This window comes from Chloroflexus sp. (assembly GCF_049970315.1).
Classification (GTDB): Bacteria; Chloroflexota; Chloroflexia; order Chloroflexales; family Chloroflexaceae; genus Chloroflexus.
In genome coordinates, this window is the sequence record NZ_JBMFNE010000003.1 from 177,046 (window position 1) to 201,752 (window position 24,707).

28 protein-coding genes are annotated in these 24,707 nt (G+C 55.6%); 5 read left to right on the forward strand and 23 right to left on the reverse strand.

The annotated features are described in order from the left end of the window. The first annotated feature begins 16 nt into the window (after positions 1-16). From ACP5OT_RS03320 to ACP5OT_RS03330, 3 genes are all read left to right on the forward strand, one after another. Entirely contained in the window at positions 17-772 is a 756-nt protein-coding gene (locus tag ACP5OT_RS03320) for an ABC transporter permease (protein WP_424675607.1), read from the forward strand. Positions 773-1,155: 383 nt separating this feature from the next. Beyond that, positions 1,156-1,644 carry a hypothetical protein gene (locus ACP5OT_RS03325; RefSeq protein WP_428131323.1) on the forward strand — a complete coding sequence of 163 codons (489 nt, stop codon included), beginning with the start codon at positions 1,156-1,158 and terminating at the stop codon, positions 1,642-1,644. Beyond that, entirely contained in the window at positions 1,619-1,843 is a 225-nt protein-coding gene (locus ACP5OT_RS03330) for a hypothetical protein (RefSeq protein WP_428131325.1), read from the forward strand. The genes ACP5OT_RS03325 and ACP5OT_RS03330 overlap by 26 nt, the downstream gene beginning before the upstream one ends. A gap of 159 nt (positions 1,844-2,002) precedes the next feature. Here the strand turns inward: ACP5OT_RS03330 and ACP5OT_RS03335 are convergent, their stop codons facing one another. The 21 genes from ACP5OT_RS03335 to ACP5OT_RS03435 form a co-directional block, all read right to left on the reverse strand. After that, on the reverse strand, positions 2,003-2,977 hold the full coding sequence (locus ACP5OT_RS03335) for a peptidoglycan DD-metalloendopeptidase family protein (RefSeq protein ID WP_428131327.1): 975 nt from the start codon (positions 2,975-2,977) through the stop codon (positions 2,003-2,005). A gap of 163 nt (positions 2,978-3,140) precedes the next feature. Further along, positions 3,141-3,425 carry a hypothetical protein gene (locus ACP5OT_RS03340; protein WP_424676412.1) on the reverse strand — a complete coding sequence of 95 codons (285 nt, stop codon included), beginning with the start codon at positions 3,423-3,425 and terminating at the stop codon, positions 3,141-3,143. A 172-nt stretch (positions 3,426-3,597) separates the two neighbouring features. Beyond that, a complete protein-coding gene (locus ACP5OT_RS03345; RefSeq protein ID WP_424676411.1) occupies positions 3,598-4,056 on the reverse strand; it encodes an SRPBCC family protein in 459 nt (152 codons plus the stop codon). An 81-nt stretch (positions 4,057-4,137) separates the two neighbouring features. Then, on the reverse strand, positions 4,138-5,307 hold the full coding sequence (locus ACP5OT_RS03350; protein WP_424676410.1) for an NAD(P)/FAD-dependent oxidoreductase: 1,170 nt from the start codon (positions 5,305-5,307) through the stop codon (positions 4,138-4,140). Positions 5,308-5,496: 189 nt separating this feature from the next. Then, positions 5,497-5,934 (reverse strand): hypothetical protein, encoded by a 438-nt coding sequence (locus ACP5OT_RS03355; RefSeq protein WP_424676409.1) that lies wholly within the window; start codon positions 5,932-5,934, stop codon positions 5,497-5,499. 37 nt (positions 5,935-5,971) lie between these two features. Then, positions 5,972-6,259 carry a hypothetical protein gene (locus ACP5OT_RS03360; protein ID WP_424676408.1) on the reverse strand — a complete coding sequence of 96 codons (288 nt, stop codon included), beginning with the start codon at positions 6,257-6,259 and terminating at the stop codon, positions 5,972-5,974. A 19-nt stretch (positions 6,260-6,278) separates the two neighbouring features. Next, complete coding sequence (gene bchG, locus ACP5OT_RS03365) at positions 6,279-7,196, reverse strand: (bacterio)chlorophyll synthase (protein WP_424676407.1); 918 nt, start codon at positions 7,194-7,196, stop codon at positions 6,279-6,281. Between the two features lie 60 nt (positions 7,197-7,256). Next, positions 7,257-8,321, reverse strand: coding sequence for a bacteriochlorophyllide d C-20 methyltransferase BchU (gene bchU, locus ACP5OT_RS03370; protein WP_424676406.1), 1,065 nt, complete (start codon positions 8,319-8,321; stop codon positions 7,257-7,259). Positions 8,322-8,351: 30 nt separating this feature from the next. Further along, positions 8,352-8,813 carry a hypothetical protein gene (locus ACP5OT_RS03375; protein ID WP_424676405.1) on the reverse strand — a complete coding sequence of 154 codons (462 nt, stop codon included), beginning with the start codon at positions 8,811-8,813 and terminating at the stop codon, positions 8,352-8,354. Between the two features lie 72 nt (positions 8,814-8,885). Next, positions 8,886-9,599 carry an esterase/lipase family protein gene (locus ACP5OT_RS03380; RefSeq protein WP_424676404.1) on the reverse strand — a complete coding sequence of 238 codons (714 nt, stop codon included), beginning with the start codon at positions 9,597-9,599 and terminating at the stop codon, positions 8,886-8,888. Between the two features lie 8 nt (positions 9,600-9,607). After that, the gene (locus tag ACP5OT_RS03385; RefSeq protein ID WP_424676403.1) at positions 9,608-10,291 is read right to left on the reverse strand and encodes an esterase/lipase family protein; all 684 of its coding nucleotides are present in this window, start codon (positions 10,289-10,291) and stop codon (positions 9,608-9,610) included. 3 nt (positions 10,292-10,294) lie between these two features. Continuing rightward, positions 10,295-11,023 (reverse strand): hypothetical protein, encoded by a 729-nt coding sequence (locus ACP5OT_RS03390; protein ID WP_428112337.1) that lies wholly within the window; start codon positions 11,021-11,023, stop codon positions 10,295-10,297. A 15-nt stretch (positions 11,024-11,038) separates the two neighbouring features. Beyond that, a complete protein-coding gene (locus tag ACP5OT_RS03395) occupies positions 11,039-11,920 on the reverse strand; it encodes a hypothetical protein (RefSeq protein WP_424676401.1) in 882 nt (293 codons plus the stop codon). Between the two features lie 12 nt (positions 11,921-11,932). Beyond that, positions 11,933-12,940, reverse strand: coding sequence for an alpha/beta fold hydrolase (locus tag ACP5OT_RS03400; RefSeq protein ID WP_424676400.1), 1,008 nt, complete (start codon positions 12,938-12,940; stop codon positions 11,933-11,935). A 13-nt stretch (positions 12,941-12,953) separates the two neighbouring features. Then, positions 12,954-14,057: an ArsA-related P-loop ATPase gene (locus ACP5OT_RS03405; RefSeq protein ID WP_424676399.1), complete on the reverse strand. Its 1,104-nt coding sequence runs from the start codon at positions 14,055-14,057 to the stop codon at positions 12,954-12,956. 65 nt (positions 14,058-14,122) lie between these two features. Continuing rightward, positions 14,123-15,346 carry an ArsA family ATPase gene (locus ACP5OT_RS03410; protein ID WP_424676398.1) on the reverse strand — a complete coding sequence of 408 codons (1,224 nt, stop codon included), beginning with the start codon at positions 15,344-15,346 and terminating at the stop codon, positions 14,123-14,125. Between the two features lie 46 nt (positions 15,347-15,392). Continuing rightward, positions 15,393-16,754 (reverse strand): hypothetical protein, encoded by a 1,362-nt coding sequence (locus ACP5OT_RS03415; RefSeq protein ID WP_428131330.1) that lies wholly within the window; start codon positions 16,752-16,754, stop codon positions 15,393-15,395. 43 nt (positions 16,755-16,797) lie between these two features. Further along, positions 16,798-17,922, reverse strand: a complete 1,125-nt coding sequence (locus ACP5OT_RS03420) for a hypothetical protein (protein WP_428131333.1) — start codon at positions 17,920-17,922, stop codon at positions 16,798-16,800. A gap of 59 nt (positions 17,923-17,981) precedes the next feature. Then, positions 17,982-18,221, reverse strand: coding sequence for a bacteriochlorophyll c-binding family protein (locus tag ACP5OT_RS03425; protein ID WP_012616495.1), 240 nt, complete (start codon positions 18,219-18,221; stop codon positions 17,982-17,984). Between the two features lie 81 nt (positions 18,222-18,302). After that, complete coding sequence (locus ACP5OT_RS03430; protein ID WP_012616496.1) at positions 18,303-19,502, reverse strand: ArsA family ATPase; 1,200 nt, start codon at positions 19,500-19,502, stop codon at positions 18,303-18,305. A gap of 441 nt (positions 19,503-19,943) precedes the next feature. Then, positions 19,944-20,819, reverse strand: coding sequence for a hypothetical protein (locus tag ACP5OT_RS03435; RefSeq protein WP_428112331.1), 876 nt, complete (start codon positions 20,817-20,819; stop codon positions 19,944-19,946). Between the two features lie 170 nt (positions 20,820-20,989). Between ACP5OT_RS03435 and ACP5OT_RS03440 the strand changes: the two genes are divergently transcribed. Further along, positions 20,990-21,367, forward strand: coding sequence for a globin (locus ACP5OT_RS03440; RefSeq protein WP_424676394.1), 378 nt, complete (start codon positions 20,990-20,992; stop codon positions 21,365-21,367). A 121-nt stretch (positions 21,368-21,488) separates the two neighbouring features. Here ACP5OT_RS03440 and ACP5OT_RS03445 read toward each other — a convergent pair whose 3' ends face one another. Next, positions 21,489-22,367: an alpha/beta fold hydrolase gene (locus ACP5OT_RS03445; protein ID WP_428112330.1), complete on the reverse strand. Its 879-nt coding sequence runs from the start codon at positions 22,365-22,367 to the stop codon at positions 21,489-21,491. Positions 22,368-22,540: 173 nt separating this feature from the next. Next, positions 22,541-23,614, reverse strand: coding sequence for a DUF4097 family beta strand repeat-containing protein (locus tag ACP5OT_RS03450; RefSeq protein ID WP_424676392.1), 1,074 nt, complete (start codon positions 23,612-23,614; stop codon positions 22,541-22,543). A gap of 565 nt (positions 23,615-24,179) precedes the next feature. On the opposite strand from ACP5OT_RS03450, the gene ACP5OT_RS03455 reads away from it, so the two are divergent. Further along, positions 24,180-24,674 (forward strand): NYN domain-containing protein, encoded by a 495-nt coding sequence (locus tag ACP5OT_RS03455; RefSeq protein ID WP_424676391.1) that lies wholly within the window; start codon positions 24,180-24,182, stop codon positions 24,672-24,674. The last annotated feature ends 33 nt before the right edge of the window (positions 24,675-24,707 follow it).

The following is a 24,707-nucleotide window of genomic DNA, read 5'->3' on the forward strand; positions in this document are numbered from 1 at the left end:
TGCTCAGGAGATTGGTATGTATGCTACTTATGTCATCTGGACCCGACACATGCGTAAGTTCGTCCAGCAGACCGAGGAACTGGTCGGGCTGGCACTCCAATCGGTGTTATGGGTCGTGCTGTTTGGCGTCGGCATGCGGGGAATGATCCGTGAGGTTGGTGGCAACGATTATATGTCGTTCATTTTACCGGGGATCGTCGCCCTCAGCGCCCTCGGTGGCGCGGTAGGCGGTGGCATGGTATTGTTAGATGAGCGGCTGCGTGGAATTGTGAAGGAATATCTTGCCGCCCCGATCCCACGTCTCAGTGTGTTACTCGGCAGTGCAGCCAGTACTGCTACTAAATCGCTATTCCAAGCTATCTTGATGTTGATCGTTGGTTTGCTGATGGGAGCACGGCTGACCCTTAATCCGGTTGGTTGGCTTGGTGCGCTTAGCTTGCTGGCGATTTTTGCCATTGGTTTTAGCGGCCTAGCACTCGGTGTGGCAGCGGTATCACGCAGTATTGCCGGCTATCACGGCATGATCTTTCTCTTCAATTTGCCGCTGCTGTTTGCGTCAAATGCACTTTACCCACTCGACGTTTTGCCGGGATGGATGCGCACAATTGTCTTGATCAATCCGGCTACCTATCTCATCGATGCAGTGCGTGCGCTGGCGTTTGGTACCGAACCAACTATACCGCTGTGGCTTAGCAGCATCATCTTAACCGGATTCGCAATTGCAACGATGTGGTTTGCACTCGCCCTATTCCGACGGTCGTTGCAATCGTAAACAGTACCCGCACCGCCGGTTGCGATGCGGGTATTCCGTATAATGCTATGAGAGGATTCGGTAATTAGAATTGAGGGAGCGGGTCTCTAACGGAAGTAGAATTGGTCATTCACACCACTACGACCGAGAGAGACCCTATGACAGATTGTACAACACGTTCAAAAACAACAGGCGTGAGATTGACGCCAGCCGAAATTGACTTGGGGCGCCTGCCTGCTCGACTAAGCAAACGCTTGTGGGTACCGCCTGCCGAGTTTCTAAAGACTACCAATGCCATGACGATAGCGCATTGGGCAGTGCAAGTGAGTTTGTCGCACCGCCACAGTCTCCCCGCGTCCTCCCGCCGCGGTCCGAAAATCCAGTATTCGGACGAGAGCATCTTGATGCTGGCATACATCCAGGCAGCGTGGCAGATGCGCTACGAGATGGTGGTGGACTATTTTCGTAGTCATCCCGAAGCCGCCCAAGCAGCAGGGTTCGCGAGTGGACGGGTCATCCGTATTGGACAATACTGGGAACGCCGTCAATCTTTGGGCATCTGGGCGTTCTGGTTGTTCTTTCTTGGCATGGTTTGGCAGTTATTGCAGGCCAAAATCATTCAAGGAGTGGATGTGGTTCTGGATTCCACCACCCAAAAGGTATGGTTTCATAGCGATTCCGACGCTGCGTGGAGTTTTCCCAAGCCTTGGAAAGGTTCGATTTGGGGGTACAAGGTGCATACGCGCTTATGCCGCTGGTCGGAACTGCCGATCCTGTTCCTGGTGACGCCTGCCAATCGCCATGATGTGCCACTGATCATTCCGTTGCTCTCTGGCAGTTGCCTTCTTCGGCCTGCCGATTGCCATTGTGCGTGCGGATGCGGCTTACTTTAGCTTTGCATTGTTGAATTACATTCGCACCGTCCTGCAGGCAGGCTGGGTGATTGACTACAATCTCCGCAAGCCGGGGAAGAAGGCGCTGGCAACGCTGCCCTTTATTCGTCAATGGCGTTTCCATCTCAAGTTCCGAACTGTGATTGAACGCCACGTTGCTTGGGCAAAACGCTACTTCGGTTTGGAGGCTGCGCGGTAGCAAGGTCTATGCGCTGCCTATCAACATACTGCGCTTGTCTACAGTGTCATGCTCGGTGTCGCACTCACTGCACACCGTTTCCAACGTCCTGAACTTGTCGGCTCGCGCATGAAGGTACTTGCCATCCATGCACCCGCTTGAATTACCGAATCGTCTCTGCTATCTCAATCCACACCCAACCAAGGGTGTTGGATCAATGTTTGTGTCACCACGCCAGACCTGGTAATCGAGATGCGGACCACTCGTCACACCGGTATCGCCCATTAACCCGATCACTTCGCCGGCTTGCACCTGCTGCCCATCGATCACCATCACCACTGCGAGATGGGAATAGCCGGTACGCCACGTTCCGTCAGGCGCCACGACCCACACATGGTTACCGGCAGGGTAACTATTCAGGGTTACTTTGACCTTCCCCGGATGAGTCGCAATGACCGGTGTGTACCAGCTTGATCCCGGATCGGCGAACCCATCACCGTTACCATCAACCGCAAGATCGATAGCTCCCCAGACCTGAACAGGGGTATGTGAGCCTATCCCATACCCCTGGGTAATCACCACTTGTCCGGCTGTGGGCTGCACCGGGCAACCATGCGGCCCGTTCTCGTCGAGGTAGAACGACACGCTAGGTTTATTACTCGCTAGGTGGGGCAGACGCGGTGCAGGTGCGATGAGCGGAGCTAATGCCTCTCCTGCGGAAAGAGGGAATACGATTGAGGACTCCGTTGCGATCTCAGATGTAGTTTCGGTTGGCGTTGATGTCATCGGCGGTGGTACCGACAACGACCGAGTTACCAACCACTCACCGGCTTGTACAATAATCGGTGTATACAGATGACGTTGCTGGTCCGGCAATAGCTCGTTCATCAGCGGTGCGACCGACAGAACTGCTGCCAAACCGGTCATTAACGCCCACGGTATTACCGACGACTGCGCTTGATGACGAGATAACGAGGGTAGTGGGGTAGGTGTTGACAACCCCAACACCAAAGCAAGCGTCTCAGCTTCAGGACGACTAAGGTGACGCAGACCGTATTCCGCTTCGGCGATAGTCCGTGCTGGAATGCCGGTGAGTAACGCTAAATCGACAAACGTCAGATGACGTGAACGACGAAGTTGACGAAGTGTTTGCATCACTATCCTCTGACAACAAGACGGTCAGCTTGAAGATAGCACAACCGGGTTGTTGTCAAGATGACAAGACGGATACAAACAGCAAGGTACGATCGGCTAACAAGGCGAAGAGGCGGAGTGGGATCCGCCTCTTTTGCACAACATGCACCGTGTAGAGCGTAACTCAATCGCCAACCGCCCGTCGCTCTTTGGCAGCATACTCGGCTTCAAGCTCGGCGAGTTTGCGCTTGCGTTCCCGTTTTTCTAGCCGATTGAGCGTAATATATCCGGCAAGCACAGAGACCAGCAACGCCGGCCAGACGAGCAGCTCAAAGCCGGTTTTAATACTGATCAAGAACAATAAACCAAATAGCCCGATGAATACTCCACCGGCGGCCATATACACTTCAAAGCTGGTGCTGGCAAGATAGACTTCATCTCGTGGGCTGAACCGTTGCTGTCGTGGCATACGCAACCTCGTTATCACGCACAACCGTCTACCGACACCTGCATGCTAGCACAGCGGCCTGGCAGATGGTAGTAGCTGAAACGATGCATTTTTTGTGCAATATCTGTGCTTTTATGCAAAACACCAACTAAAAGAAACGGCGGTCACTCGTCCGCCGTTACCTAAATGTACCTTACCGTGATTGCGCCGCTGCCGGTTGGCCCTTACCCTCGATAATCATGCGCAGACGTTCAAGCTCCACGCGCATATCGAGCGACACAAATATCTGCCCAATCCCTACCACAAAGACCCGTAGACTCGGATCAGGCACCTCATACTCAACCCGATGCTGAACAATCGTGCGGTCACCGTCGGCAAACCATCGCCAGAGTTCCTGACCACACCAGAGCCCATCGATAGTCAGTAAGATGTGACCACTATCGCGTTCGGTGACGGTGTAGGTGGAGCCAGCCAATGCCAACGACTTCAAGCGCAGCTTATGTTTACTGCCTAGCGTCATTAAATTACCCTCAATTGGCTCGAACACCACCAACGGCGAGCGCCACTCGGTCAGTAATTGGGGATCGGTCAGGTAACGCTCAACCGTCGCGGGGGGAGCTTTAATGGAAACAAACTGTTCCTGCACGATCATAAATGACTCTCCTGCGGCTTACAACATATCTACCTTCCGAATCCACCACGACTCCCGGCAAACGAGACATGCGTACAACCGTTACGCATTCTCGATAGTTGCGCGATAATACTCCTCAATGCCCCGCTTGAGCAATACCGCCGGATACCCTACCACCGGCACACCGAGGGCGTTCCCGATAGCATCATTTGGCCCCAGTGAAACCACCTCGCCAAGCTCAACCGGTTCGTAGGCACGCGGCGCTTTCCCTTGGGCCTCGGCAGCCAACACCTCGGCCAAATGGGCACCCTGACGGATAGCATACGAAGCGGTAGGAGGCAAGAATCCGCCTCGCCCATCCGATACTGCCGCACAATCACCGATTGCAAAGATAAAAGCTTGCCCATCAACACGCAAATAGCGGTCAACCAACACCCGACCCATCCGGTCGGTAGGAAAACCGGCTTCGGCGAGGAGTGCCGGCGCACGCACGCCCGCCCCCCAAACAATCGTTCCGGCGCGCAAAATCCGCCCGTCGGCGAAGCGAAGGCGTTGTGGCTCAACCTGAACAACCGGCGTATTGAGGAAGACATTTACTCCGAGCCGTTCAAGCCGGCGAACAGCCTCATCACTCGCCCACTTGCCAAAATGGGGCAGTAATTGATTCTCGCGCTCGATCAATGCAATACGGACTTCCGTCCGCGGAGCACCAGTTTGACGACAGAGGTCATCAGCCCAGACTGCCAATTCACCGGCTAATTCACAACCGGTATAGCCACCACCGACGATTGCCGTCGTCATCGTAATCCGCAACTCGGTTGGATCGGTCAATGAAGCTGCTTTCGTAAATTGAGCAACAATATGCTTCCGTAACGCCACAGCGTCAGTAAAGTTGTGGAGTGGCAACGCATACTCGCGCGCTCCCGGCACATTAAACGCTGTCTCGCTACCAAGCGCAATGACCAACCGATCGTATGACAAGGTACGACCATCGGCCAACGTCACCGCACGTTCGAGGGGATGGATAACCGTCACCCGGCCTTCGACCCGTTCAATCTCGCGCCCTTGCAACAATTGATCAAGCTGATAGATCGTCTTTTGGTCGGTAATCCCGGCCGTAGCGGTGAGATGCAATAACTGGATTAACTGGTGATACGGATACTGATCGACAAGCTGAATCGTCACATCAAGTGCATGCTCACGACGAAGCCGAGCGAGATCAAGGGCAGTGCGTAAACCAGCATAGCCGGCGCCGAGAATAACGATCCGCATGGTTATAACGCTCCGTGGACTGATCGCGACAACGAGAGAAGCACAACGCTTCCTCTCTTTTACAGCATACCACGGCTCGCCTGCCGGTCAACCACACAATCGAACGTGTAAAGCGACAAACACAGAGGGAGGGATACGGTGAGCGCATCCCACACCTCTGCGCAAACCCGCATCACGAAACGATCACAATCACTGCGCCGGCGGGGTCTTGGGCGGCGTTTCAACCCACTCATCAACCTTTGCCGCGCCTTGCTCAACAGCATCGGCAGCACGGCCGGCGGCTCGGCTAAAGCTGGTGCCAAGCTCCTCGGCGGCACGTGACAGCCGTTCGGTGAACGAACGCACCTGCTTACCGACTTGACGGGGGCTGGGCAACGACACCTGCGGTGGCTCAGCTGCAACGATCTCATCGACAATGCGCTCAGAGACGTTTGCCAGCTCCTTCGGGAAAGCCACCACCGCAAGCGCTACTTCAGCCATTGCCCGACGCACCCGGCGACGCGAATTGCGCGGGAGCAACACCAGCGGAACTGACGCCACTGTCAACCCGATCCGGGTCGCACCGCCAACAAAAGCGGCTGCCATCTCGAACAACCCATCGCGCTCGTTGGTCGTCTCATTGCTCATACGATACTCCTCCTTTGCTCACGGGGAGCAATCGGTGTTACTTCGTCTCGGTCTTTTCTTCGCCCTCAGCCGCCCACTTCTCGATGCTCTTACCGGCAATCTCGGCAAAATCGCGTGGCAACGAGGCGAAGGCGTACATCAACTCCTTAGTAGCGTTACGCATATGCTGGCGCGACTCGGGCGGCAGCAGCGCAAACGGCAAGGTAAAGATCGACATGCCAAGACGGACGACACCACCACCGAACTCCATTGCCGACTCGACAAAGCTGTCGCTGCGTCGCACCGGGACGCTGCGCACTCGCACCTCACCTTCAGTCTCCGTCATGTTCGCACCTCCTTAATGGTCAGCCAAAATAGCCGCCTACGAGAAAACCCGAGATTATCTGAATCAAGGCGACGAACGGATTAGAGGCCAGCAGATAGCGCACATAATTCTGCTGGGTTGGCTCACGGTAGAGCTTGATCTGATTGTAGATCGGTGCTACCAATGCCAACAGCATAAACAGTGCTACCCAATACTGACCCCATATCAACGCCAAGATCATCAGAATCGCCTCGAACGTATTAATCGTTACATACGCTACGATCAGCGTGCGCTTGACACCGATCGCTACGGTCAGCGATTTCAACCCCAATTTACGGTCACCTTCCACACTTTTAATGTCGTTGAGGAAGAGCAGACCGGCTGCCAAACCACCGTTGATCAACGCCACGATAACACTTTGCCACGTAAGCGGAGCAAAGATCAGGTGGCCGGCCAACCAGCTCATACTGACATAGCCTAAGCCGACAGCCGGTGGTCCGAGCCAAAAGTGCTTCTTTAGCTTAATCGGCGGCATGCTGTAGATCACCGACAGCACAATACCGACGAAGGCAAGAACCACGATCAACGGCTGCCCAAACACCAACGACACCAGCATTGTCGCGGTACCAAGCACGATCCAATTCCAGCGCGCCTCATTGAGCGTCAGAATACCTGCCGGAATCGGACGTTGCGGATCGTTGATCGCATCAAGTTCGCGATCAAAATAGTCATTGATACTCTGGCTAAAGCCGGTACCGAGTGGACCGGTCATCAGCGCACCCAAGAGCATCAGCCACCAGTGATCGGGCCGTGTCCAATCAAAACCCCGCTCGTACCCTGAAGCCAGTGCCCCACAGAAGCAGACGAGTACCGGTGAGATCCATGTCACCGGATCGGCCAGTTCGATATGGGCTCGGATCTTTCGGCTGAGCGAGACGTGCTGTTCCGTCGAAATCATAGGTGCTTACCGGATTGCCGGGCAGCAACTGCACCGGTCACAAAATGTCTACTCTACGATTTACGGTTTGACCGCCTGATACAACACGTGATCGTAGCCCTCGTCAAAAGTGACATCGGTAAACCCGATCTGACGCAACAAATCGGGATAGATCGCGTGGTCCTTAAACTCCAGCACCGAGAATCCCATTCCAATCGCGCAGAGGTAGTGGGTCAGGTAATCGTAGTTCGGACGCTGTGGGTCGCTAATCACCATATCGAGGATCAGCACCCGCCCGCCACTCGGCAACGCATCGTAAGCCTTCTTGAGCAGCATCGAACAGAACTGTGCGTTCATCGGATAGAGAATGCGCGAGAAGAGCACCGCGTCTCCGGGTGGATACGGGTCGCGGTACATATCAATGGCCACCGGTGTAATGCGATCACTCAGGCCTTTGGCCGCCACATTTTCGCGTACCAGATCTAAAGCGCTCGGCAAGTTGATCAACGTCACTTTCAGATTGGGGAAGGCCTGACAGAGAGCAGCCGCAATATCACCGATCCCACCACCGACATCAACCAGTGTCTGCACATCGGCGAGACGAGCACGCTTGACCAAAAGTTCAACGAAAAGTTGGATATTTGAGCGGTGCAACGTCTCGTAGAACAAGCTATCTTCACGAGTACGTGGTGGATGCGGCACGATGCTGGTAAAATCGACTTTACCGCGCACAACATCGGCCAAACGCAGGTAATAGTTCTCGATCAAATCGGAAATATAATCAACAAATGGCACCATCGTCATATTGCGATGGCGTTCTGGATCGGCGAAGAACTGTTCGGCAAAGGGGGTCAGCTTCCAGCGATCGGCATCGCGCGCCACTAAACCCACCTGTTCGAGCGTAATGAGAAACTTCTCCAGTCGTGGCTGGACGGTCTCGGTCAAGGTAGCGAGATCGGCTAAGGTGCGCGGTTCGGTAGCAAGCAAATCGAACAGACTGAGGTCTTTAGCTGCCTTAATCACGAAGAAATCAACCGTTCCCTTGAACACCATATCGTAGGCACGGTTGGTAGCGGCAAAGAGTTCTTGCTGCTCTAGTGCCGTGCCGGCGGTTGTGGTCGCGTCGACCGAAGGTGCATTTGTCATGTATTCCCCTTTCGCACGCGTAGATTTTGCTTATGAAACAATCGATGATGTATCCTTTGGCGCCGCAGCCAATCGGTTCAACCACGGCTGAAAAAAGATCGGGATAAAACTCAGCCACCAGCTTACATAGCCGAGCCAGGCAAAGGTGCGATGCAGACGCCGTCGCTGCGGATGGTCACGCAAACGTTCACCCCAGCGATGACCGGTAATCATTGCTCCCACCATACCGATGGTCGGCAAGGGGCCGGTAATCATAAAGTAGATCTTCAACCAACGCGGCTGGTGCTGCCCGCCGAACTGCTCATCACGGAAGAGACGGCCAATCCCTACCAGTGCCACCATCACGTTCATCAACCAATCGAGGGCGTGAGCAATGTTGGCTAACCGGTTACGCCATACCGCCCGCACCGGTTGATGGCAGATGTGCTCCTCCCGACAGAGATACAACACTGCGGTATAACACGCAAGCGATACAGCCGACACAGCCGCCATAGCGTACAACATGTAACGGTCAAAGTGCGTTGACTTCATGCAGTTTGTATTATAGTACAAATTCGCGACATTTCAAACAACAACAGGAGCGGAACTCAACAACACACGTTGCCAGTATCTTAACCCTTCCGGGTCGCCATACCACGGCCGCCCGTGGATCGGCGAGTGATGTAAGCCGGGAACCACTAAATACTCTGCCCCGGGTAGTGCGGCACACGTCAGTGTCGTGATGCCATCGCCCCACGCTTCGGCGCCGGCAGGCCCGTCGATCATAACATAGCTGTTGTACGCCATCCGTTCAATCCAGCGTCCGCGCCGATTGGCGCGAATACTACGCCCAATGATCGAGGTGTAGCGTACATGGTTATAATACGCACCCGGATAACAACGGTTGGTAAAGCCGACGGTTTGGCGCGTCCAGAACTCTTGGCTATGGTGTGGTGTGCCCAGCATAATCAAATGGTGAACGAAGCGATGACCGCCGTAGATTTCACCCTTGTACGGCTGATCGCCAAGATACATCCGCGCGACCGTCCCACCGACACTATGGGCAAGAATAGTTACCGTCTGCGCACCGGTCTCACGTAACGCTTGGGCAACCGTCTCACGGACAATCCGCAACACCGGTCGAAAATCCCAATCGCGGGTTAAGGCCCAGCGTAAGCGACCGATTGGTGTCACAAACACCTGAAAATGAAACGGTGCCTGCGTCAGCGCCTGGGCTAACGCCCGAAAATCGTGCGGGCTTGTCAGGTAACCACCAATAATGACCAACGGACGGGCCATAGTACTCCTTAGGTATCAAACCAAAGTGGTACGACCTCACGGGCGCCGTACCACGTAGTCGGGGCGTTATACGGCGCATGCCGCGCCCCTTCCAAGATCAAATTATCCGCTCCGGGTAGATAGCATGCGGCCGTCGGTACAATGCCATCACCGATCAGATTGCCATTACCGAACGAGACTTCATACGAGCGATAGGCAATCATCTCTTCAGGCGTACCAAAGCGGCGACCACGCACACTACGCCCGGCGACGGTACGGTACTTGATCTGGGGGAAGGCAGCGCCAGGATAGCGTGCCTCAAGCCAATCGGCGAACTGCTTCACCCAAATTTCAGACGTGGCATGGGCCGTGCCCAACGTTGTCAAGCTAGCCACGACTTCATGACCGGCGTAGCGCACACCCTGATACGGCTCATCGGCAAGATAGGCTCGCGCGATCCGGCCACCCGCACTGTGGCCGATCAGATCAACCTTATCGGCACCGGTTTCTGCCAGGGCAATCCGCACTGTAGCGGCCAAGGCATCGAGTGCCGGACCGAAATCCGGATCGCGCAACCGTGCCCAGTCCAGGCGACCAAAATCGACTACGTACACAATACGATTGTACGGCGGCGACGCCAAGACACGTGCCATACCGAAATAATCGGCGGGTGACGACAGCCACCCGCCCATAATAACCACCGGACGGGACATAGGTTACTCTTTAGGTTCAGTCTCTGAGCTAGTAGGAGTTGTCGATATGGCAGACGATGTTGTGGAGACACTACTCGACCCACTAGCATTACCGTTGCCGTTATCGGCTATGACCTTAATCCGCCGGATCGTTGGCGGTGTTTGCGATTGAGCAGGTTCGCCAGGTAGAGCATTGATCAGGGCATTGCAGAGATCGCCACCGATTCGCAGCAGCTCTTCGGTCTGGAAGCGGAACCAATAACCGTAGAAATTCAGAACCTTTTCAGTCGTGGTACGCACCTCGCGGGTAAATGCCTCCAGGCCTTGTGGTGGCAATGCCCCCCGCGCATAAGCTCGCAATAAATAACCAATTGGCTGCACATCCGGTGACAATTCATCACCAGCCAGACTCAGGCGTGCCGGTGTCGACGGAGAAGTATCTGCCGCCGGCCGGTAGCTTGGTGCAGTAACGCTACGCGGTGTGAATGACGGTGTTCCCGGTGTGAATGACGGCGTCCCTGGCGTATACGACGATGGATATGCCGGTGAGGCAGCTCGACGCGGCAGTGAGGGTTCATCGGCATACTGGACAACATCGTCATCGAGATTCAGCAAGCGCTTTAACCACATCGGCATCCATCCATAACGCCCCCCCACACTACGACGCGGATCGTCGTTGGTCAGCCCGAACCAACGGCGAACAAAACCGGGAAGCCAACGAACGGTCGGATTTTCTTCCTCGAAGCGATTCATACGCGCTCCTCTCTATTACGAGCCAAAGGCGAAGAGACGACGACGTTGCGGCACATATGGCGCGAAACAGAAATTAATAATCCGTTCGAGATCGTCATTAGGATAGCGCCGATCGAGGGTAGCTATTGAATCGAGTACATAGAGCAACTGTTCAACCGGCGTTTCCGGTTTACAGCGTACCAATTTTTTAATCAAGTGACGGCGCAATTCCAGACTATAGCGCAATGACGTATTTGCCAAACGGGCCAGCAACTGATCACGTACATCAACATTTTTGGTCAGGCGGTCGAGCCACCGAGCCAACCCCAGTCGCTCACTCCGATCAAGGTAATAGTGGATCAGATCGACCAAACCGACTGCGGAATTCACACTGACCACTTCTGCCCAGCGTTTGGAAAAGGACATCCGATTAAAAGCCGACAACGACTCCAATTGTTCGATCAACTGGCAAGCCGAATGGTACGGCTCGCGCTCAAACGTGCGGCGCAATCCGGCTTCACGTTCAGCCAGCATCGCCAACGCCTCACGCACGACGCCATCGCTATCATCATAACCGCCGTGACGCAGATGCATTTCGTGAGCTAACTCGTGGAGGGCAATGCCAACACTGCCATCTTCATCCCACCGACCCAACAGCACCGTTGAGCCAGAGCGTGGTGAAAAACTACCGCTATCGCCCCAAGCGGTCTCACGCCCATTATCAACCGCCTCGAACGTTAATCGCTGATCAAGCACCGACAGCGGCATATCGGGCCACATCTTGGTTGCCAATCGGCGTACTTTACCGGCCAAACGGCGGGGACGATACGTATACTGACCAACCACCAACGGTCGGTCATCAGCACGTTCCATATCGATCATGATTTGTTGGCCGCCGGAGCGAAGCAACAACTGCATACCACGACCTCCCTAGCGAACGCCTTTCAAAAAGAGGCGCATAATTTGAATGACGTGCTCGGGCAATTCAAAGAGGATCAGATGGCCACATTTCGGTACTTCTAAGAATGAGCCATTCTGGGTCAACGCGACCAATTTGCGTCCATCAGCCGGACGCATAATCGGATCATTTGCGCCGGCCACCAGCAAGAGTGGTTGCCGGATCATCTTTGCCTGTTCCGCCACTGCTGCCAAAATCTCGGGTCGCGACAGCTCAGTTGCCGACACCCGCACCGCAATCGGATCGCAATAACGCAAGCCCAGCGTACCAAGCCGAATATCGCTTACCGGTGGGGTATTTTGCGCCATGACCAAACGCGCATATATAAAGGGCAACCACCAGAGATTCCGCCGTTCAATTGGACGGAGCACCTTGTTGAAGACAGTATCAAGCAGCCAGGGTACAAACGTCGAGGCCACCTTATTGTAGGGTAGGAGACTAAAGTTAAAGAAGATAAGCGAGCGCACCATATCGGGATGATGGGCAGCGACGTGCAGACCGATAAACGCACCGAGTGAAAAGGCAGCCAGATGCACTGAACCAAGATCGAGAATACGGATCAGCTCTTGCAAATCGGCGCTAAACCCGGCCACCGTATACTGTTGGCGCGGATCGTTAGCCGAAAAGCCATGCCCCTTCAGATCGTAGCTAATGACGCGATAGCCCGCCTGCGCCAACGGATCGATCACATGGTGCCACCAGAACGCCGAACAATCCCAGCCGTGGATCAATACTAGCGGCTCACCATCTGACGGCCCAACATCTTGATAATGATGCACTACACCGTTTAACTCAACAAAACGGGCACGGGCCAACAACGCGCGCTCACCTTCCAATCGGCGTCGTTCCCGCGTACTGAGCTTTCCGGCAAGGCGAGTCGCCACTTCATGAGCATACTCGACATACTTCGCCGTAGGTGGGGCATCAAATGGCCGTGTCGGTGGACGCTCAATAAGGATTGTCTGGGCAAGCACTGACATAGGCGCCCTCTTCCTACTCTACCCATAGCCGTAGCAGTTCACCCTCCACCCGCGCCCGTAGACGACCGCCATCGACTAAGCCCGGCAACAACACGTGACGGCGCAACTGTTCAAGCTGCACAACGACCTCTTCGTTGGCAACGGCAATATCGAGCGCTTTCGGATTCAGGAACGGTATCAGAAGACGGAGATCCCGATCACTACTCGTCGGGCGTGGTGGTTCGGTCGCAAAAATATCACCATCGCGGTACAGGGAGGCTCCGCGCAACGCCCATGTATCCCGATCGGTCGGTGTTAACTCCAATTGCCCAATCCGCAAGATAGGCCGTGCCCGACTAGTCTCGTGACTAAAATCGTGACGGCTTTCATCATCGACCTGATCAGGCGTACCATTGACAATCACTTCATCACTTGCCAACCCGAACAGCCCAAAAGCGGTCAGTGACTTCCGTAGGGGCGGTAAGCGAAGTTCGGGCGGCAAGACAACCATACGAACCCGAGCACCGCTCTCGGTTTCGAGCCGCGCCCGTTGTGCCTCAAGTTCAATCCGCAACTCTTGGAGAGGCGCCGTCGCGCTTGGCGCCAGGATGGCAGCCGGGATCATTGCCTGTTCCTGAGACGCACGCGACTTACCAGGTCCACGATCAAGACCAAAAATCAAGCGGACAGCCCAACGCAACACATCAGGTAAAGTTAGTGCACGGATCAGTGAATCGGGTGAGGGGCCATCGAGGATCAAGAGATCAAACCGACCTGACTGACGCGCACGTTCGGCGACCAACATCGCCGCAACTGCATCAATACCGGGAAAGGCCGGCAACTCATCAGGACCAAGATCGCGTAACCGGGCCACCAAGCCACTCCGCAACGAAGGACGTACCTGTTCCCAACGGCGAGCTACCTCCTCGTGCGGATGGATCTCCATTGCGGCGAAGTTTGGCTCGAGTTCAAGCGGGCGCGGCCCCAATGTCTGATGGAGTAAATGACCAATCAGATGGCCGGGACCACTTGACGCAAGCAGGGTCCGATAGCCGCGGCGAGCGGCGTGACAAGCTGTTGCGAGCGCAGCAGCGCTCTGTTGCAGTTGATGATGGGCAGTAAAGATCAGCGTGCGCATGCAGAAAGCTCGCAACCGGTGCAGAACGCAACCGGCATAGACAACGGAGAGACGGCCTGATTCGGCTATGCCGCCTCGACTTGCTGTTTACCATTAGCACGGGCGGGACTAGCTTCATAGAAAGCCAGCCGCAAGACACCATCTTCGTAGCGATGTTCACCCAACACACAATCGTACAAGACACGTGGCAAAGCAATGGTACGTTCGAGCCGACCAATTGTGATGGTCAGATCAGGCCCACTATGACTAACCTCAATCGCTTCATCCAACTCGATAAACGGCAAGCGGAGACAGAGATCGTACTGACCGGGTTCACCGTCTTCACTCCACTGTTCGAGCCAAATCGGTCGCTCATCGTACAACAGCTCACCGGGATCAACATCGCCAAACGTCAGACGCCCCACGTGTAACAACGCATCAACACCTATCGGCTCTCCACCTTGCAATACGGTGCGGAAGATCGGGGTTGGGGCAAAACTCGCTTCAATCTCGGCCAGATACTGTTGTTGCAAATTGACCCAGTAATCAAAATAGGGTCCGAGATCGGTTCGGTGGGGTAAAATCTTATTCACCAAGACGGCATCGAGCTGCAACCCATACAGACTCAGAAACGTATAGGCACGGCGTGTCTCAAGGAGGGGCAGCCGTTCGGGATTGAGCACCAACCGCACCGAAACTGCCGAACTCACCAAGAAATTAGCTAATTGATCCATGCGTTCGAGCAGCTTACCGACCTCTTCAAAGAAGCGGTCGTCGGGCAGATCGCGTCGGAAGGGACGAGCAACATTAGCTATTCCACGATACACGCGAAACAGCCGCTTACCGGCTTCACCACCGATGATCATTTCAGGGTAGGCCAACAAACGCAAGGTATTACCGGTCGGCGCGGTATCGAGGACAATTGCGTCCCAGCGCCCACTCTGAGCTTCATCCATAACCCGTTGCAGGGCGAGGATTTCATCAAGACCCGGTTGGTTAGCCAGCTCAGCCGCAGTCGAACGTTCTACCCCACGCGCAGTGTAGGTTGCCGTGACAAACTGTTGGAAACCACCGAGATTTTGTCGCCACTCGTAGATCGTATCCACCTCAAGCCCATAGAGATGAGGCGCCAGTGGCGTGGGCCGCTCGCGGCTAATAGAAATACCCATCACATCGGCCAACGAGTGAGCCGGATCACTCGATAGCACTAATGTCCGGCGACCGGACTGAGCCAGCATGACCGCCGTCGCCGCAGAGAGTGTTGTCTTACCAGTACCGCCCTTACCGGAATAGATAATGACTCGCGTCATACGTCCTCATTCGTCTGCTGAACCCTCATTCACCCACCCAACACCATCACTCTCCTGCTGGTTCATCGACAGTATGGCCATTCAGACGTTCGGGCGCAGACATACCGACGCCACTGCCACCGGTTGCCGCCGGGCGATCGGTACGGCTCACCACCACGCGGCGGACCGTCATTGACCCATTATTCGCCTCTGCCGGAGGATCAACACGACGCACACTGATCGAGCGTCGTACCGGTTGTGGAGCGGCTGCTGAGGGCGCAGACGCAGCAGTGGTCGGCTCGGACACCGGCGATGGTTCGGCAGCAGGTATCGGTTGCGACTGGGGCTGAGCTTGCCGCACCATCGCACGGACGGCAATCCGGCGTTGGACCGGTGACTGCTCAACCGGCGGTTCAACCGGTTCGGCGAAACGGACGGCGGCACGCACGACCGGACCAACCGACGCTAACGGTCCACCTTCGGCCTCTTGTTGGGCAGCGGCGTAATAGATCCCACGCATTGCATTACGGCGCACCGTTGGATCTTGCATATTGTTCAGCAGCTCGGTCGCGCCGCTTATAATCTCCGTTGCCCGACGCAGCCCACGCGCCAATCCACGCGGTACTTCGAGCATCAGGCATAATGAACGGCTCACCTCATACATATTCGGCTGTTCGGGCAAGGTAGGAATTGGCCCAACCGGAGCTGCACCGGCAACCGGTGAGCCACCGCGTTGCTGCTCATACGCCGCGATCAGATTAGCCGGTGATGCCGGGACCGGCTCTGCCTCATCATCAGCAGCTCCAAACTTCCACCACGGCTTCTTCGCCGGCTTCTTCGGCTCCGGCTCTGGTGCAGGCGGTGGCGCCGGCTCACTAGCAAGGAAAAACGGCGGTAACGGCTTACGCTCGACCGCCGGGAACTCGGCTTCAAAAGCCTTGATTAGATTTTCACCAGTAACGCCGGCCAGCACCTGATCGCCCACCCACGCAACCATCTTTGCCAGCACATCAACATCTTCTGCCGGCATATAGTCAAGGGTATTCACAATCACGCGCTCAGGCTGACCGGGGTCTTGCACTTCGCCAAGAGCCACCCGACGCTTGCGTGGCGAGGTCGCCGGAATCCGCAACGCCAGACTCACCCGGCCGTGCCAGGGATCCCACGTCTCGGCGCGCACCACATCGACATCACTCCACGGAAAACCATCAACAATATCGTTAAAAAAGCCGCGCGCCCACAGGATCAGCCGGCGGTCGGTCAACGCGACGAAATCGGCAAGCGCAAGACCACCGATACGGCGGCGATTCTCATCGAGCAGCGTACCATCGAACAGCGCCAGCAACGTCTCGCCTTCTTCAAGCAACTCGCGCTGGTGCAGCTCTTCAACGCTGGCCATACTCACATTGACACCGAGAAATGGGCTCATACCTGCTCCTTAGGGCGGTTGCGGCCGCCAATGCTACAAGCTCTCAGGATTGATCAGTATCGGCATCGCCTGAACCACTCAACGCAACCAACGGTGCTCGCCGCACAGGAGTGCTCCGGCGACGGAGCGGAATCTCACGCCGATCAGGCAAATCATTGGGCGACACCCGCACCGGTTTCTCCGTCGAAACCGGCGGTGCAGATGAGCGATCAGGCGCTGAAGTTTCACGGGATGACATGTTCCGTCGCCGTAACGGAATTTCATGGTAGCGCGACCCAGTCGCCGGTGGCGAATCGGGCATCGGCATTTCGACAGAGGAGGGCGAGTTTGCCGCTCCTGATGTTTGGCGAGCTGCCGCTTGCCGGTTCAGAAACGCCATTGCCATCTGCTGGGCAGCAGGATTACTGGTCACCGTTTGAACTAATTCATTAACTGCACGGATTGCTTCTGTCAATTCACGAATACTTGCCGGACTCAAATCAAACGGCAAATCCGCTTCGCGCAGCGTGCGGCGCAAGGTATCCCACGCCGAACGAGCAAGGCGTCCGGCGGTAAAGATCTGATTCGGCGGCAACATTGCCGGATCAACCACAAACGGCGCACTCGGCACTGCCGGTGTGCGCGGCGCACCACCGGGCCAGCGATACGGCGTCTCATCAGGGCGCAGCGCATCTTCAGAACCATAAATCGCCGCACCGAGGGCCGTCATCACTTCCGGGGCAGCTTGACGAGCATCAAGACCGGCTACCAAAGCGGAACGGGCCGTCTCAGCCGCTGTACGCAATAATATCATCAATGCCGGTACATAGGCTTGAGGAATCAGGGTTAGGGTAAACAATTGCTCTTCAGCTTCAGGAGCGCTAAACCCCAGCGTAACCTCACCGTGGATCGGATCGATACCGCGACCGTCAATCAACGTCAACTCAGCGAGCGGGAAGGCGTAGCACAAATGACGACCGTAATCACGCGCCCACAACACGACCCGCAAATCGGTAATCAGACAATAGTCATGCAAGGTTGGTCCGCTCAGGCGTTGACCCTGATGATCGAGCAACACACCATCGACCGCGACCAGCACCTGCTCATCAGGATCGAGCACGTCAAGCCGCGTAATCTCTTCAAGGTGAGCTGGAATGATAGTATGACTATGATAGAGCAGGTTAATCATAACGCTTCCCGGGGATCGGCGTGAGGCAGCAAGCGAGACGCCTCACGCCTGCCCGCAACCTAGCGGTTGAAGCGCGAGCGAATGCGCTTCGGACGGAACACGTTGCCCGAGCTGCCAAAAGAACTCTCGCCCGAGCCGCTCCGGGACACACCCGGGTACGCATTGCGATTGATGTTATCAACCGCAGCGGCGGTAGCCTGCAGCGCATTCGAGACCCACTGCCAGTGGCCCTGGAACATGATGTCGCCGATCTGCGCCACCTGCGCCGACGACTCCGAGAACCAGCCTCTCGTCGCCATGCACACACCTCCTTAACAATATGAACTCCCTCTATAGGTTACCGGAGGCAAGCCTCCGTGAAACCCCATCGTTCAGCCGACTCAGCGCGACGCCAACTGCGGCGCCATGAAGGGGACGATCAGCCACTCACCCTCCATCTCCGCCTGTCCGGCTTCAAGGCCGGCAAGGCTCGTCGGCAGGGTAATAACACGGCGGAAATCGCCGATCTGGACAACCAACTCATCACCGTTCTGGTAGAGATCGAGTTGTGAAACATCGGCAAACGGCAAGCGGATCTTCACCCGGTAGAATTTATCGCCAGCCTTGGTAATCTCTAGCGGTGCGCGGTCGTAGAGCACGGCCGTTGGATCCATATCGCCGTAGATATCATCCCCCATCCGGCGCAGCTTCTCAAGGCCGACAACCTCTTCGGGATAGTAGGGCACACGCCGGATCGGCAACGGCACAAATGAGTGCTCCACGTCTTGCAGATACCGCTGCTGCACATCACGCCAATGGTTCAGATAACCGCTATCTTGGTCAAGAGGTAAAATCTTATTGACCACGACCATGTCAACGGTCATCCCGTACATCGAAAGGTAGGTCAACGCCCGCTGGCTCTCCTTGATCACCATCTTTTCGGGGTTCATCACCAGGCGGATCGACGTCTCGCGCGGATTAGCCAGCGTCGCGGTTACCCCCTCCATCTGGCGGAACATCTCATCAACGGCATCGTACACCTCAGGTGGCGCGACCATTTTGTTGAGGCCGGGCGTGATCTTGCTCATTGGGCGGATCAGTGGCCGGATGACGTAACGCTCGGCACCACGCAACATATTGATCGCCCACTTGAACGTCTCAGGGGCCGAAAGGAGCCGTAGCGTCTCGCCGGTGGGCGCGCAATCGATCACCAAGAGATCGTAATCACCGCGCTCCTTATGCTTCTTGATCCGAATGAGCGGGAAGGCCTCTTCCATACCAGGCAGGACGCTCATCTCATCGGCCAACACGCCCTGTACGCCCTGCTCGGCCATAAGTTGGGCGAAGTGCTCGCGCACAATACCCCAGTTGCTTTCGATGTCGTGATAGATGCTGACTTCGAGCGCATCCAGGTTCTTCGTAATCCGAACGGGTTCAGGACCCAGCGGTCCCTCGAGATCGAGCGAATCGGCCAGTGAGTGGGCAGGATCGGTGCTCATGACCAGTGTTTTTAAGCCACGATCGGCAGCCCGTAGGGCCGTTGCTGCGGCGACGCTCGTCTTACCAACGCCGCCTTTTCCGGTAAAGATCAGAGTGCGCATCAGGGCCTTTCCAGGAGCTTACTGCTCGGCTGTCATCTACTGCCGCCAGGGCGGCGCCTCCAGAGGTTGTGAACGAACTTTACATGAAGTTTTTGCTTAAAAGCCAAAACCGGTGGTATCCCTCGCTAGTTTGGCTTGTATCGCAATAGTAGCACGAATATTGATGTGTGTCAACAAATATTACTCATATGTACCGAGACCCCGTCAGCGATTGACGGCATTCTAATGACGTATAACGACTTTCATCATCCATCGCTCAGCACCGTCGAGCAACCATTCATTGCGGTATAATACCACCATCTCGTCCGTGGAACCAACCCCTACTGCGAAGAAGCTCGTAGTATAATTTGCAACGAGGCATGCACGTGTGGCTGAGGCATAGCCTCTTACCCACTGCCAACGGTGTCAGTATCAATCTCTTGCACAACTACTGCGCCGTTATTATACCAGCTCATCGACCAATTTGCTGAGGGGTTTGAAAAGATCTTTCCGATCTTTTGGTACTGACCATGGCGTGAGGAACCAGATCTCATCGTGGGTGATGGTCGCGCCGGGCGCAAGGTGTACCAACGGCGCCAGTGTTTCAAGTTCAGTGCAGCCTTGGTCGTAGTAGATTTCGAGATTGCAGTTCCGATCAGGGTAAATACCGGTCGGTTGGTAGGCAGCCCATTTGACGACAACCACTCCCTGATGGATATACGCTAGCCAGCCGGCGGCACTGTGCGCACCGACTTTGGCCGGTGGGCCGGTGAGCGCTGTATCGATCAACAAGGCATCGTCGGTGATGGATAACCGCGGATCAGGCAACGACGTGTAGGGCCACAACGTAATCTGACGATTGGGAAGCAATGGGTTTGGCGGTGGCTGAGCATCGTGGAGCGGAAGAACGGCGAGTCCCCCTGGTACCAGTTGCGTGATGGCCCATGGAGCCAATTCGACCGGCCAAAGACCGTGATTGGTCAAGGCATGACGCAGATGGAGTCGCGGTTGCTGTGGATCGAGCGTAACGGTGAGTCTCTTCGCGATGCCACCGGGATCGATGGCGCTGCGCAGGATCACACCATGATCGACCGGTTCAGCAGGTGGGCCATCGAAATCGGGCCAGTAGCTGCGCGGGAATGCTTCAGGGGCGTGCCAGAGCCGATGACCACCGAGCAGGGCAAACTCACCCCAAGGTGTCTGCCAGCGTGCTGTTGGTGTTTCGGCCAGAAGGTTGGGACCGTTATCAAGATGAAGCGCAAGAATGCGCGGCCCGCCGGCAGCCAGTACGGTGAGACGAATCCGTTCGGTGGCGATGGTGATAGTGGGATACTTCATACCTGCCGACCTCTACATGACGGTGGCTTGTATTTTGTGCAAGAAAACGGTTAGGCAAGAGCGGGTCGACCGATTCAGCCGGATAAGCACAGAAATCCTGAGGACTTATGGTAGCATAAAAAGAGCGCCGGTGACGGCACAAGCGTAATCGCTACAATGTGGGTACTTCGATGAGCGAACCAACCATTTACGAACAGATCGGCGGCGAGTCCACGTTTCGCCGGATCGTTGATATCTTTTACGCGCGGGTCGAGGCCGATCCGCGTCTGCGGCATCTCTTCCCGGCGAACCTCGAGCCGGGCAAAGAGCATCAACGGCTTTTTCTCATGCAATACTTCGGCGGGCCACGCACGTATAGCGAACGGCGCGGCCACCCACGGCTACGAATGCGGCATCTACCGTTTCCAATCGGCCCAGTTGAACGCGATGCATGGCTCGAACATATGCTGGCTGCGCTGAATGAGGCCGGGGTACCCGAACCGGCACGCGGCGTGATGGAGGCCTATTTCCGTAGTGCTGCCCAGGCGATGATGAATCGTGATGAGTAATGAGGAAACGCGCCGGTGGAATATCACCGGCGCGAAGGAGCTATGCGAGGATGTACCGCTACGCCTCGTAAGCAATACCAGACTCACCATCATCGCCCGACAGACCTACGCAGAAGACACATCACATCAACCGACGCACCCATGGCAACAAGATGTCGAGAAACTCCTGCGGAGTTTCATCGAACGGACAGTGACCACTATCAGGAATGATTTTGATTTCGGCGTCCGGGATCATACGATCTTTGATAATTTCAGCATGAGACGGTGGAATGGATTGATCTTCTGCACCCCAGATCAACAGCGTGGGCATCTGAATCTCGCCCGGCTTGAGATCGAGCACAAGGTTGGCGAACTCACGGCTAACCTTCAGGTAAGAACCGGCCCCATAGCGACGTAACGGGCCACTAAACGTCTCCACCAATGCGGGCGTCACCCGCTCTTTGCGATGGTAGGCCGACAACAACCCCTGACGTACTCCCCAACGATTACCGAACACGCCGGCTAATGTCTCGCCGATCAGCGGTGCCCCGATTGCATCAAGCATCAGCCGGTCGAACGCGCTCAGCGGACGGGCTTGTAACTGCGCACCTGAACTGTTAACGAGAATCAGCGCCCTCACCAATTCAGGATACGCGCGAGCCAACTGAGCACTAACAACACCGCCCATCGAGTGCCCGACGACAACCGCCGGACGGCCGATGGTGTCGCGAATAAACGCCGCTGCTTGAGCAGCCCAACGTTCGCGACTCGGTCGACCGGTAGGACGCGCTGAGTAGCCGAAATAGTAGAGATCAATTGCGTACAAGGTATGTTCGGTGGCAATCGGGCGCATCACCGGACTCCAGTGTTCGATGAGTGCGCCGTAACCGTGGATGAGCATGATCGGCAGGCCATGTTGCGGTGACGAGATCCATGCCCGCATTAGGCCATCAGGCCCGCTACGGTACTCTTCACGGATCTCAAACTTGCGTCCTGTGGTAGAAGCTGTTGTTGTACTCATATATCTCAAGCTTTCTTGGTATGCTTATGGTATCTACGTCTTTATCAGCATACCACGTCTGCAAGGATTTTGCACAGATTTTGCAAAAATACCACACCTCGTTGCCGGTCGCCATCGCACACCAGATCAAGTCTCAGCAAACCGCAACACGTTCCCACCTGCAAGATGCCGTGTCACTGCTCCGCTAAGCGCAATGTGATATTGCCCGACGTTGCCTCAACATTCAAAAGTGACCGACCATCACCGAGCATTGTTTGTAGTGAACGAGCATTACTCACTTGCGCAGCCAAACCGGCGGGTGCATCGATCTTTCCACCGATAGTACGGAAGTTGAGCTGAACATCGAACGGCGGCAAGAGCGTTAATTGCACATCACCGGAAATCGTGCTCACGTGCTGTTCACCGGCCGCTAGACGACCGGAAAAGGTAATATCACCGCCGGTGGTGTCAATAGCAAGCCGAACCGCCTCGTCACTCGCAATATCGACATCACCGGAAACGGTTGTTACTTGCACCGGCCCACGCACACCGCTGAGCTTGACATCGCCACTCGTTGTCTGAGCGATGACCGCGCCAAGTAGGCCACTTGCCGACAGATCACCGCTCACCGTCAAGAAGTTAATCTCACTGCGATGATCGCTCAGCGTGACATCACCGCTTGTTGTGTTGAGGGTAAGCTGACCGGTAGTTCCTTCGGCTCGCACTTCACCATTGATCGTTGTAATCGTGCCACGAGCGGCTACCTGACGTAATGTAGCATCGCCGGAGACAAGGGAAACCTCAAATGTAACATCGGATGGGAGCGCTAATTCGAGGTAGGCATACGGATTACGACCGAAACTCCACGGCGCCCATTGCGGGTGTTTCACATTGATATAGAGTGTATCACCGCGTTGTTCAATCTGTAGCTCGATCTTGGTCGCCGCATCAGCAGCAGCATTGGCCGCCCAACCAAACCCACGCCGTTCGCCACGGAGGACGACTTCATCATCGGTGGTGCCGATCAGAACGACCTGATCGTTTACCCCGACAACTTCTACCCGCTTCACGATAAATCGTTGCTCTGCAATACGCTGCACACTATCAGAGCGAGCAAGATTGAGATCAATACCGGCAATCGTACCGCGAATCAACAGTTCAAACAACAACCATCCTAGTCCACCGAGGATCAACACCATCCCCAGCCATCGTCGGCTGAGCTGCCGCTCGACCGGACGTTCGGAATCTCTTGGTAGATCGGTTTTCATAGCACATACCCTTCACTTGGTACTTTTCACTGCATCCGACGTTATGCCAACACTGGGGGTTGCATCGTTGCCCAACTCCACCCATCCGCCTGTGTACGATATTGCGTGACTGTGAGTATGAACGGTTCATTTGGCAATCGTTTGCCGACAACGAGCGCGTGTTGCCAACACCGAATCGTCCGTATGACTATGGTAGACCGACGAACTCCACCAACCATCACGATACGGCGGCAACAATGGAGACAAACCCGCTCACTACCAACTCACACAGTATCTATCATCGCCGGCGATACCGGCACACCAACATCGGGGATCGAAAAGCGGGAATGCTGTGCAACTGCAGATTGTGCAACAATAAATCACGAGACACCAATCGTGACATGCCATGTCAGAAGAGGCCCATCTGCTGCGGTAGCAGCGAGATGCTCATCGGCGATCATGTGCAGCGTGACGAAATATACGTTACGATAAGGTAGAATGATGGCACAAAGCAGTGCAACGATGTCGGTTACATCGCCATATCCTTCACACCAGCATACTCATCGACATCAGGTACAATGAATATATGCCTATTCTCATTGACGGCCACAACCTGATTGGGCAAATGCCTGACATTGAACTTAGTGACCCCGACGACGAAGAAAAGTTGGTCGCGAAACTTCGCCGCTACGCTACACGTAAGCGTGGCCGGAAGATTGTGGTCGTCTTTGATGGTGGCGTATACGGTCACCCGCAAAACTTGAACGGCTATGGCGTGGAAACACGCTTCATCAAACCGCCACACAACGCCGATCAAGAGCTAATCCGACAAATTCGCGCGATTCGTCGTCGCGATGAGTGGCTGGTCGTTTCATCAGACCGAGCAGTCGTCAGAGAAGCGCAGGCACGTGGCATTCCGGTCATCTCGGCCCAAGAGTTTGCCCGTCGTTTGCAACAGCTCGACCAACCACGGATCAATGCTCGTGACAAACGTGGCGACCGCCCGTTGAGTAAAGCCGAAATTGAGGATTGGCTCCGTTTTTTTGGCGTCGATGAAGACGAAGACACGCTCTATTATTGAATGCATGTGCCTCCCGCAGCGGGGGACTGTGTT